Genomic DNA, 10,936 nt, shown 5'->3' with positions numbered 1-10,936 from the left:
CTGTCGCTCGCAGGCTCCGCCAAGGCGTGCCCTCGCGCACGAACTGCCGGAGGGTGGCGAGCACACGAACCAAGGATGCAGGCGGGTGGCCGCGTCCGCGGGAGCGGCCTCCCTCGCAGCACTCCATTGCTGTCGCGATCAGCCCGAGGATCCTTCTGTCCACCTCTCCCTCCACGCCAAAGCTGCAGAGGTAGGGTGATGGTCAGCAGACCGCCGGAACGGGGTTCCTCAACTCAAGGTAGTAGTGGAAACAGCCTCTAAGCGATGAATACCAAGCGAGAAGTTCTGCTCACACACAACCTGCAAGCGCAGCAGGCTCCCAGTTCTCTCGTGCGCTGATGTCGTGCCGGACATTACGCAAGGCGGCGTCGGTGAAGAGAACATAAAGACCAGACTCTGGTTGCAAACTTCTGTTTACAAATGGTTTCTTGTCCCGGCTGTGAATTCACGATAAGGAGAGTGGGTGACCGAGCAAGATGCCGGACGGCTCCTGCAGAGGAGACAGAAGCACTATGACGCTCGTACTCGTCGGTAGCTTGCTGAGTATGATGTGTGCGGCCGTCTTGGCGGCACTCATCGAGCGGGAACGTGGCACCTCGGCTGAGCTCGTGGAAGCGGCAGCAATCAGCGCTGGAGAACACGATTACAATGGTGAACCCACGATTGAAATCGCTGCAGCGCCGAGCACCGCGCCCATGCCGCGTAGCCCTCACAGCGCTCAGCTGAAGGCAGCGTAAGCCCGGGACGAAGTAGCTCGACTCGTCTCTCTCACCGCCGCCAGCCCGATTGCAGTGATCCGGATCGCGGTGACACCGTTGCAGGAGGGCACCGCCTCCAGCAGCCCAGCTCTCAGCATGCTCCCAAAGACCGCGCTTGTGCAGCGGCCGGTAAATCCGGAGGCGCCTCGGCCGTGCCTGCCGAGTGCTGAGCGGCAGCTCTGAGGATCTGCACCTATGTGGGGGAGAGCGGCTTCGTCATCGTCAGGTCCATGCGTCGGACCCGACGATCGGGTCCTACGCCCCAGAGCCCCGCCGAAGGTTGGCCGGGAAGGTCAGCCACAAACGGTCAGTGAGCTGCCGGGGCAACGCTTCGCGCTGAACAGCCAGCCCTTCAAGCAAATTGTGAGTGCGGCCACCTCATCGGAAGGAACGACGAGCCCTCGCTGGCCAGAGGCGAGCATATGAATGCGACGGCCGGGGCCCGCAGTTAACCGATCGGTAAGGCGGGTGGTCGCAAGTTCGCGACGTCGAGCAACCCCAAGATGGTGGTGTTCCCCTTGCGCTCCAAACTCGCCCTATCCGACGTGCAGATCGTTGTTGAGCGTCGCGGCTTCGGCGCTTCCGTCTGGTGGTGGCGCCTCATCGAGGATCTCCCCGCCGCGCCGCCCCGGTCTATTGGGGAGGGGTCACACGGCTATCGCAGCGCTCAGACCGCCTACGAGGCAGCCACTGCGTCGGTGAGGCAGTTGCAGGAAGCTAACCAGCGCTCGCGCTAACAAGCTGCAGCCAGCAACTTTCCTGAGATATGCGTTGGAAGCTGCTGGCGGATTCCCAACCAGCAACTTCCACCAACGTGACGTGACCTTCGTCCCCATCCCGCTGGACGAGTAAGAGACTACAACCTTTCCGTAAACAGGGCATAACCAGCAGAAAGCAGTACGCCGAGGCGATAGGGCATCCCAGCGATGCTCCGCTCAGAGGACAGCCAAGCGCGACTTGCTCAGCACGAGCAGGAACGACAGACGCTCACGCCTTGGTCCCCTAGCAGTCTACCCTGGACGGCGCGAGCGACGCTGAGAGCTGGTTCAGCTCGGCTGCCTCTAGGGTGGTCCAAAGTGAAGCTGCGCTGCTCCATGCCAGGTCAAGCGGCCATTCGTAAGGCTTTGCGGAGGCTTCGAGAAAACGGCCAGTGGCGCCGAATCACTGCGTTGGAGATGCGCGTCAGCAGGCGTCAGAATGACGCCGAACGGATTGCTCCTGTGCCAGCCAAATCGTTTCCGCGCAGTCATCTTAAACTACGAGTTCGCCGTTTGCTAAGCAGCCGTGCAGAGCATTCGCTCGACCGTCTCGATGAGGGCCAGCACCGCATTCACGTCATGGAACACCTCTGCCTTCCACGTCATGGAGCGTGTCAGCTCCACCCCTCTTCCAGTTCGTTCAATCAGCCACGCGAGGCTAAATTCTCCTCCGCAGCGGCGGCTTAAGGGCATCACGACACCGAGCCATGTGGCTCCGTCGTCGGTGAGGTGCGTCTCAACCCACCAGGCCCTGCTCAGGGAGAATGCTCTCTGGGTGGCCCAGGCAGCGGATCGGGCACGCTTGGCCTGCGTGATGCAGAAAGTGCATGGAGGCGGCCGCATGAAGGGAAGAACAGTCGCGGACACGGATGTTCTTGGGGGAGCCAGGCGCTCCTCTCTTGTAGAGAAGGTTGTCCGTGTCTCACTTCGAGCTAACTTCGCCATGGGTGCTGGCCTGGGCTCTTCAGGCCGCCTGCAGGAGGCCTGGGACGTCTTGGTAACCAAGCAAGGCGCGGGTAAGCGCGAGCCTTTGAGGGCGCATGAACGGAAGCGCCGGGCTGAACGACGCGTTCAGCGTGAGAGCGTCGCGTGCCTCGTCGGCAAGAGCTTCAATGGACTCCACAGCCTCTAGGGTCAGGACCCGTTAATCAGGGCTAGCGCCTGATCTGAATGGCTGATTCCATGGTGGCCGGAGGTGCTGCCATGGCTGATCTGTTCTGGCCGATCAAGGCGCAGATCCGGCGGATCGCGCCCCTCTTCCCGCTCTCGCACGGTGTGCCCCGGGTCGATGACCAGCGGGTGGTCAGCGGCATCCTCCATGTCATCCGCAACGGGCTGCGCTGGCGCGACGCCCCGGCGGCCTACGGACCCCACAAGACCCTGTACAACCGCTTCGTGCGCTGGAGCCGCCTCGGCGTGTTCAACCGCATCTTCGCAGGGCTCGTGGGGCGAGCGGGTGAGCCCGAGCGCCTGATGATCGATGCCACCCACCTCAAGGCGCACCGGACGGCCGCCAGCCTGCTCAAAAAGGGGATGTTCCCCGCCGTATCGGGCGCACCAAGGGCGGCTTGAACTCCAAGCTCCATGCCGTCTGTGACGGCAAGGGTCGGCCCGTGATCCTTCTCCTCTCGGAGGGGCAGATGAGCGACCACAAAGGGGCAGCCCTGATGCTGCCCCGCCTGCCACGTGCAAAGGAACCTCTCGGCGACAGGGGCTACGACAGCAACCGCTTCCGCGAGGCCCTGGTCGAGCGCGGCATCAAGCCCTGCATACCCTCATCCAAGAGCCGCAAGGTGCCGCTCCCCTACGACAAGGCCCTCTACCGCCAAAGGCACCGCATCGAGAACATGTTCGGCCGCCTGAAGGACTGGCGCCGCGTCGCCATGCGCTACGACCGATGCGCCCACACCTTCATGTCCGCCATCTGCCTCGCGGCCGCCGTGCTCTTCTGGATCAATGAGTCCTGACCCTAGCACTACCTGGGCACTTGCGAATGTGACGTGATCGACCGACCTGTTGGGGCACGGCTTCGGCAGGAGGTGGTCATGGTGGTTGCCGTTGGTGGTGCGGGCGATCTGGACGCCTGGCTTGCGCCCTTCCTTAAGGTGTTGGGCCGCAAGACGCGGCGGACCTGGGCGCCGCTCTGGCCGGTGCTGGCGCATGAGGCGGGCCGGCTGGTGGGAGGGCCGAACGCGTACCTCGTGATCGACGACACGGCGCTGCCCAAGAAGGGCGAGCTCTCGGTCGGCGTGGCGCGCCAGTACTGCGGGCAGCTGCGCAAGAAGGCGAACTGCTAATCGCTCGTCTCACTCACCCTGGCGCGGGACGAAATCCCCGTGCCGGTGGGCTTACGTCTGTTCCTGCTCGACGCCTGGACGAATAAGCCGGAGCGCTGTGCTCGGGCGGGCGTGCCCGCGGCGGAGATGGTGCCGCGGAGCAAGGGCGAGATCACACTCGCCGAGCTAGACCGGATCAGGGCCGCGGGCGTGCGGTTCGAGACCGTGCTGGCCGACGCGGGCAATGGCGCGAGCGCCGAGTTCCGGTGACCTTCTCCCGTAGAAGCGGTCCGCTGGTAAGGTGAGACCGGCGGAACCGTGGAGGGTGTTGGGATGGCAAGGAAGCACCACAAGCCGGAAGAGATGGTGGCCAAGCTGCGGCAGGTCGAGGTGATGCTGGCGCAGGGCAAGACCACTGCCGAGGCGGTGCGCACGATCGGGGTGACGGAGCAGAGCTACTACCGTTGGAGGAGCGAGTACGGCGGCCTGAAGCTGGACCAGGTGAAGCGGCTGAAGCAGCTGGAGCAGGAGAACGGGCGGCTCCGCAAGGCCGTGGCGGATCTGACGCTCGAGAAGCTGGTGCTGAAGGAAGCCGCGTCGGGAAACCCGTGAGCGCCGCCCGCCGTCGGGCCTGCGTCGAGCACGTCACGGGCAAGCTGGAGGTTTCGGAGCGGTTTGCCTGCCGGGTGCTGGGACAGCACCGCTCGACGCAGCGCAAGGTGCCGCGCGCAGCGGACGACGAGGCGGCGCTCACCGAGCGCATTATCAACCTGGCCCGGCAGTATGGCAGGTACGGCTACCGCCGGATCACGGCCTTGGCTCGCGAGCCGAGGGCTGGCGGTGCAACCACAAACGCGTGGAGCGTATCTGGCGGCGCGAGGGGCTAAAGGTGCCCGCCCGGCAGCCCAAACGTGGGCGGCTGTGGCTGAATGACGGCTCCTGCGTACGACTGCGGCCGGAGCGGCCGAACCAGGTCTGGGCCTATGACTTCGTCGAGGACCGCATGTTGATTGCCACTGAGATCTGACCCGGTTCGGGGTGAAGTTGCCACTGAGAGTTGACCCATGTTCGGACGCTAGCCTCGGCCTTTCGGGCGGGGGCGGCGGGAGTGTTGGACATGGCGTTGTTGAGCGTTATCCGGCGCTGGCATTTCCGGGAGCACCTGTCGATCCGCTTGATCGCCCGGCGGACTGGCCTGTCGCGGAACACCATTCGTAAGTACCTGCGGTCCGAGGCGGTGGAGCCCCTTTTCAGGACCCCCGATCGCCCCAGCAAGCTGGATCCCTTTGCCGAGCGGCTGGCAGCCTGGCTGCGGACGGATGCCCGCAGGCCGCGCAAACAGAAACGCACGGCACGGCAGTTCCACGCGGAGCTGGTCGGGCTTGGCTATGATGGTTCGTATAGGCGGGTCGCGGCCTTTGTGCGGGCCTGGCGGGACGACTGGCTCCGCCAGCAGCAGACCACCGGCCGCGGCGTCTTCGTGCCTCTGATTTTCGGTCCGGGCGAGGCGTTCCAGTTCGACTGGAGCGAGGAGCACGCCATCCTCGGTGGCGAGCGCACCAAGCTGCAGGTCGCCCATCTCAAGCTCTGCCACAGCCGAGCTTTCCTGGTGCGGGCCTACCTGCTGCAGACGCACGAGATGCTATTCGATGCCCACAACCATGGCTTTCGTGTGCTGGGCGGCGTGCCGCGGCGCGGCATCTACGACAACATGCGCACCGCCGTCGACCGGATCGGACCGAGCCGTGAGCGGCAGGTCAATGCCCGCTTCCTGGCCATGGCGAGCCACTATCTGTTTGAGCCTGAGTTCTGCAATCCGGCATCGGGTTGGGAGAAAGGTCAGGTCGAGAAAAACGTCCAGGATGCCCGGCACCGGCTGTGGCAGCCCATGCCCCAGCTCGCCAGCTTGGAGGCGCTGAACGCCTGGCTGGAACAACGATGCCTCACCCTGTGGGAGGAGATCCCGCACGGGACTGAGCCCGGCAGTATTGCTGCCGTCTGGCGGCAGGAGGTGGGCTGTCTGATGCCGGTTCGGCGGCCCTTCGACGGCTTCGTGGATGAGACCAAGCGGGTCTCGCCGACCTGCCTCGTGCACTTCGACCGCAATCGCTACAGCGTGCCCGCCTCCTTTGCCAACCGCCCGGTCAGCCTGCGGGTCTATCGCGCCCGCATCGTGGTGGTGGCCGAGGGCGCCGTCGTTGCGAGCACCAGCGGATTATCGAGCGTTCGCACCACGGGCAGGGCCGGACAATCTATGACTGGCGCCACTACCTGGCCGTGATCCAGCGCAAGCCCGGTGCCCTGCGCAATGGTGCCCCCTTTGCCGAGTTGCCGGAGGCCTTCCGGCAACTTCAGCGCCACCTGCACGGCCGGTCCGGCGGCGACCGGGAGATGGTCGAGATCCTCTCCCTGGTCCTCCAGCACGATGAGCAGGCCGTGCTGGTCGCCGTGGAGATGGCCTTGCAGGACGGCGTCTCCACCAAGACCCACATCCTGAACCTACTGCACCGGCTCACCGATGGAGCGGCCTCTCAGGTGCCGCCGATGGAGGCGCCCCAGGCCCTGGTACTGGCACAGGAGCCCAAGGCCAACGTCGCCCGCTATGACAGCCTGCGCCCGAGGGAGGGAGGCCGTGATGCGTCATGACCCGGCGGCCGCCGCCATCACCATCATGCTGCGCAGCCTCAAGATGCACAGCATGGCGCAGGCCGCAGCCGAACTGACCGAGCAGGGCGCGCCTGCCTTCCAAAGCGTGATCCCCATCCTGTCTCAGTTGCTCAAGGCGGAGATCGCCGAGCGGGAGGTCCGCTCCATCGCCTACCAGCTCAAGGCCGCACGGTTCCCGATCTACAAGGACCTGGCGGGCTTTGACTTCGCCAGCAGCCAGATCGACGAAGCCCTGGTCCGCCAGCTCCATAGCGGTGCCTTCATGGAGAAAGCCGACAACATCGTGCTGGTCGGTGGGCCCGGCACAGGAAAGACCCACATCGCCACCGCGCTCGGCGTTCAGGCGGTCGAGCACCACCGCAAACGCGTGCGGTTCTTCTCCACGGTCGAACTGGTCAACATCCTCGAGCAGGAGAAAGCAGCCGGGAAGACCGGGCAGGTCGCCGCCCGCCTACTCCACGCCGACCTGCTGATCCTCGACGAGCTGGGATACCTGCCGTTCAGCGCCTCCGGAGGTGCCCTGCTGTTTCACCTGCTCAGCAAGCTCTACGAGCAGACCAGCGTCATTATAACCACCAATCTCAGCTTCAGTGAGTGGGCGGCGATCTTCGGAGATGCCAAGATGACCACCGCTCTCCTCGACCGGCTCACCCACCACTGCCACATCCTGGAGACCGGAAACGACAGCTTCCGCTTCAGGAACAGCTCCGCCACCCAAACCCAGCGTGAAAGGAAGCCACAGCCAAGCTGACGGGATCCGAAACCCCCGCATACATCCACAACCCGGGTCAGATCCTCGTGGCAACCCCGGGTCAAGGCTCAGTGGCAATCAACAGCATCTGGGGCGTGCCGGAGGAGGCGGATCGGACTTGAGGATCAGCAGTTCCCCGATCGGGAGGAGTTATCCCCATTTGCTGGGGACTGGTCTGTGGGTAGTTCGCCACTAACGTTTCCAGGCCTTCCTCAACGCCTCGAGCGGCGAGAGCTTGTTGCCTAGGCAGACCGGGGCCGTGGCAGCGGTCGCATCGCGGCGACCAGCAGATGACCGCCGCACGTGCTGGGGTTCGGGAAGCACACATTCAGGACCAAACACGCCAAAGTCACTCCCCGTCTTGCGCGGCCATACCCGGCGTGGCTCCCTGTTCATTGGTAATACTGCGGCAAAAGTTTGGCTCTAACACGAGCCATACCTCGGCAGATGTGAGGGAACAGATGCATTTTAAACAGCTTGCTGTCCTTCCGATGGTTCTAGCGATGGCCGCATGCGGCGCGACTCAGGCCCCGATGGGGTACACACCGACGGTCACCATACAGCCGGCCGCGACTGCAAGACCTGTCCTGCAAGTTGCACCTCAGGTGATCAACGAGCGACGCACTGGCCGAGATGATCCCACCTGGATTGGCACAATCCGGGGCGGATACGGCAATCCGCTCAAGGCGCTGCACGCTCCCGAACCTGTCGACCAGGTTGTCAGGAAGGCATTTGCGGACGGCTTGGCGGCCCGTGGGCTGAGCGCCACTGGAACCAGTTCGCCCTACACCCTGGCCGGTGCCATCCATCAGTTTGACGCCAACCAGTATATCCGCCGTGAAGCGACTGCGGACTTCAGTGTCGTTGTCACAGAGCGTGCAAGCGGCCGGGAGGTTTGGCGTGGACGGGAGAAGGTCTACATCGTGGACGGAAGTATTCTCTCGCTCGGTGTGGGCGTCTTCGCTTCCGTCGAGGATCTTCAGCGCGTTGCACTGCAGGCGATGAACCAAGCGGTCGACAAGCTGCTCGACAAGCCCGAGCTACGCGCGGCTGTTCGGGCGTAGCTCGGATCGCAGAATTACACGCATCGACCAGATCGGGATGCCCGGCGGGTATTTGGTCAGCGGGGTAACCGATAGATGGCCCCCCTCCTCCCTTCTTCTGCTGTGCAGTCTCTATCAGAGCGCGACTCCCCGTCAGGTACCAAGCTGTGACATACGCCAGCTGACGCGAGCACCGCGCGATCCAGCTATTCCGCTCTGATGCCTGCACGCTGCACAACCGCTTTCCATCGTGCGATCTCGGTGGCCTGAAAGGCAGCGAACTCCGCTGGTTCGTTCGCCACCACAGTCAGACCGGCCCGGCGCAAGTTTCCGACCACATCAGGTTCTTGCAACGCTCCCACCACGGCTCGGTGGACGCGCTGGAGAGTCGCCTCCGGCATGCTCGCTGGCCCTGCGATCCCCTGCCAGGAGGTGGCAACGATCTCGGGTAGTCCTGCCTCTCGTGCGGTCGGCACCGCTGGCAGCAGCGGGTCGCGCTCGGCGGAGGTGACGACGATCGCCTTCAGCCGTCCATCCGCGATCTGCCCAGCCACGATGCCCAAGTCCAGGAAGGCAAGCTGCACCGCCCCTGCCAGCAGGTCCGTTACAGCTGCGCCACCCCCGGCATAGGGCACATGTGTCGGGTCGGTGCCCGTTATCTGCTTGAAGAGTTCCATGGTCAGGTGATGGGAGGAGCCGATGCCGCTGGTCGCGTAGGACGTGCGCCCGGCTTCCCTCTTCAGCCACGCAATCACGCCGGCCAAGTCCGTAGCTTCCACCGCCCGCGGGTTCACCACCAGCACGTTGGGCGAGGTCACAGCCAGGGTGATGGGGGTGAAGTCTCGTTGCGGGTCGTAGCCCAGGTTTGGCCGCAGCGCCGGGTTAATCGCGAAAACTCCGATGGCTCCCACCAAAAATGTATGTCCATCCGGCGCACTGCGAGCCAGGAAGCGCGAGGCGATCTCCCCGTTCGCTCCAGGCCGGTTCTCTGCCACGACCGCCTTTCCAAGCGCCACCTGCATTCGTTGCGCGATGGCGCGTGCCACGAGGTCGGAGGCGCCTCCAGGGCTGTAGGGGACAAGAACCGTCACTGGCCGGCTCGGCCAGACCACCTCCTGGGCTAATGTCACATGCGGCGGCATTCCAATGCCTAGAGCCGCCACGCCACCGCCCAGCACCTTTCGACGACGCATACCGCGACCCTCCTGTTTTTCGTCATAGTAGGGACCCACAACAGGCAGAATCAAACTAGGCGGCTTTTGGTTGGCCAGCCTCCTCATGGATCTCACGAAAGCCTACTCCAACTAGGAGACGACGAAGCAGTACGGGCTGGTGAGGCAGTGGGCTAGGTCGTGCTCGAAGCAGCGGCGCTTGGTGCGGCTCCTACCCTACCGCGCGGCGAAGCTTCTCGAGATCCAGCACACCCTTCGCGCCCCATCCCTTTGCCCCAGGCTCCACCTCGGGCCGGAACCGTTCATAGAGGCGGAAGCCAACGCGGTTGAGTTCGTCCGGATCCACTGACCCGGCCAAGTCCTCCATAGCCTTCCGGACGGCCGCAAGGTGCTCCCCGAAGGCGCGCTCGACATAGCCCCGTGCCGGCGCCACCGCGGCTGCCTTTCCCTCGGCCAGGGCACGCAAGCCACCCTTCACCTTCACGACCGGCACATCGCGGCCGAGGAGGTGAACAGTTTCTGGCTTCGTCGTTGGAGGCGGCTTCGGCTTGTCGTCCCCCTCCCCCGGCTCTTCGATGCCGATGGCGCGAGCCTTGATCCTGGCGCTGGAGCCCGCGACCGCCCGTCCAAGAGTGATGGCAGTGTCGGCATCATGGCCCAGCCGCTCCGCCACAATGGCCGCCCAGAGGGTCAGGACAGGGGCACGATTGACCTTGATCTTGTCGGCTTCGGTCACTTTGGCGGCCTTTCACGCGTTACATGGCAAACGCCACCTGGGAGGCTCATGAATGAGTAGGTGGACCCGCGAACAACGCTTCGACATCCGGGTGTTGATTGCTATTGCGCTGCTAATCCTCGTGGTATCCGTGCTCATGCTCACGGTCGGCAGAGACATGTTCTGGGGCGCGGTTGGATAGAATACGAATATAGGAAAACGGCGCCTGGCGGCCGATCTCGTGCCGGCCCTCCCGCCTGCTCTGACCTGGGCGGAGGCGTTGTCGTGGTTCCGTTGCCGGCGGTGCGCCGGCCTATATTGCGGGCTGTCAGGGCTGCCTGATCAAGGTTAGCCCACGGTGTCGGGTGCGCCAGAGAAGTCCAGGCGCCCGGCCCGGCGGAGGGATCAGAGGAAGGCCATCCAGCGCTTCGATCATGCCAGTCGCCTCATTGCCGCTGCTGGCCTTAAAGCCAAGGACAAAACCTCCTGATCTGGCGGAGGCAGATGACGGCGCAGGCGAGGGTTGTCAGGGCGAGGTGCAGGTCGGCGCGGCGTTCGTAGCGGACGGTCAGGCGCCGGAACCGGGCGAGCCAGGCGAAGGTGCGCTCAACCACCCAGCGGTGTCGTCCGAGGCGGGCACTGCTCTCGATGCCGCGCCGTGCGATGCGCGGCGTAATGCCGCGGGTGCGGCACTCACGGCGACAGCGGCGGTGATCGTAAGCCTTGTCGGCGTGAAGCTTGCTGGGCCTACGGCGCGGGCGCCCGCGGTGCCTGGCCCGCACACCGGGCACCGCGT

7 protein-coding genes and 3 pseudogenes are annotated in these 10,936 nt (G+C 64.6%); 7 read left to right on the top strand and 3 right to left on the bottom strand.

What is annotated here, in order from left to right; translation table 11 throughout:
- Positions 1-1,261: 1,261 nt before the first annotated feature.
- The 7 genes and pseudogenes from BO39_RS28035 to BO39_RS27995 all read left to right on the top strand — a co-directional run bounded on the left by BO39_RS28035 (position 1,262) and on the right by BO39_RS27995 (position 8,274).
- Positions 1,262-1,495, top strand: a complete 234-nt coding sequence (locus tag BO39_RS28035) for a hypothetical protein (RefSeq protein WP_043839986.1) — start codon at positions 1,262-1,264, stop codon at positions 1,493-1,495.
- A gap of 1,224 nt (positions 1,496-2,719) precedes the next feature.
- A protein-coding gene (locus tag BO39_RS32105) for an IS5 family transposase (RefSeq protein ID WP_156964072.1) occupies positions 2,720-3,483 on the top strand; the annotation gives its coding sequence in 2 pieces (ribosomal slippage) (positions 2,720-3,053 and positions 3,053-3,483; 765 coding nt in all).
- A 78-nt stretch (positions 3,484-3,561) separates the two neighbouring features.
- Positions 3,562-4,059, top strand: a pseudogene (locus BO39_RS32100) (transposase); the annotation flags it as partial.
- Between the two features lie 66 nt (positions 4,060-4,125).
- Positions 4,126-4,795: pseudogene (locus BO39_RS32095) on the top strand (IS3 family transposase); the annotation flags it as partial.
- A 114-nt stretch (positions 4,796-4,909) separates the two neighbouring features.
- Positions 4,910-6,438: pseudogene (gene istA, locus BO39_RS28005) on the top strand (IS21 family transposase).
- Positions 6,428-7,210 (top strand): IS21-like element helper ATPase IstB, encoded by a 783-nt coding sequence (gene istB / locus BO39_RS28000; protein WP_043839982.1) that lies wholly within the window; start codon positions 6,428-6,430, stop codon positions 7,208-7,210. Before istA ends, istB begins: the two are co-directional and overlap by 11 nt.
- A 605-nt stretch (positions 7,211-7,815) precedes the next feature.
- Positions 7,816-8,274, top strand: a complete 459-nt coding sequence (locus tag BO39_RS27995) for a YajG family lipoprotein (protein WP_156964070.1) — start codon at positions 7,816-7,818, stop codon at positions 8,272-8,274.
- A gap of 185 nt (positions 8,275-8,459) precedes the next feature.
- On the opposite strand, the gene BO39_RS27990 is transcribed toward BO39_RS27995, so the two are convergent.
- The 3 genes from BO39_RS27990 to BO39_RS27980 all read right to left on the bottom strand — a co-directional run.
- Positions 8,460-9,299: a Bug family tripartite tricarboxylate transporter substrate binding protein gene (locus BO39_RS27990; RefSeq protein ID WP_245615451.1), complete on the bottom strand. Its 840-nt coding sequence runs from the start codon at positions 9,297-9,299 to the stop codon at positions 8,460-8,462.
- Between the two features lie 337 nt (positions 9,300-9,636).
- Positions 9,637-10,161 (bottom strand): hypothetical protein, encoded by a 525-nt coding sequence (locus tag BO39_RS27985; protein WP_043839976.1) that lies wholly within the window; start codon positions 10,159-10,161, stop codon positions 9,637-9,639.
- Between the two features lie 443 nt (positions 10,162-10,604).
- Positions 10,605-10,936: IS5 family transposase (locus BO39_RS27980; protein ID WP_043837167.1), on the bottom strand; the 332-nt coding region annotated here is incomplete at its 5' end.

This window comes from Roseomonas aerilata DSM 19363, assembly GCF_000711725.1.
Classification (GTDB): Bacteria; Pseudomonadota; Alphaproteobacteria; order Acetobacterales; family Acetobacteraceae; genus Roseomonas; species Roseomonas aerilata.
This window is presented reverse-complemented; position numbering and strand designations above follow the sequence as displayed.

What these genes read in the sequence shown, in the direction of transcription:
- istB (WP_043839982.1), top strand. Translation starts at nt 6,428, where the DNA reads ATGCGTCATGACCCGGCGGCCGCCGCCATCACCATCATGCTGCGCAGC.
- BO39_RS28035 (WP_043839986.1), top strand. Translation starts at nt 1,262, where the DNA reads ATGGTGGTGTTCCCCTTGCGCTCCAAACTCGCCCTATCCGACGTGCAG.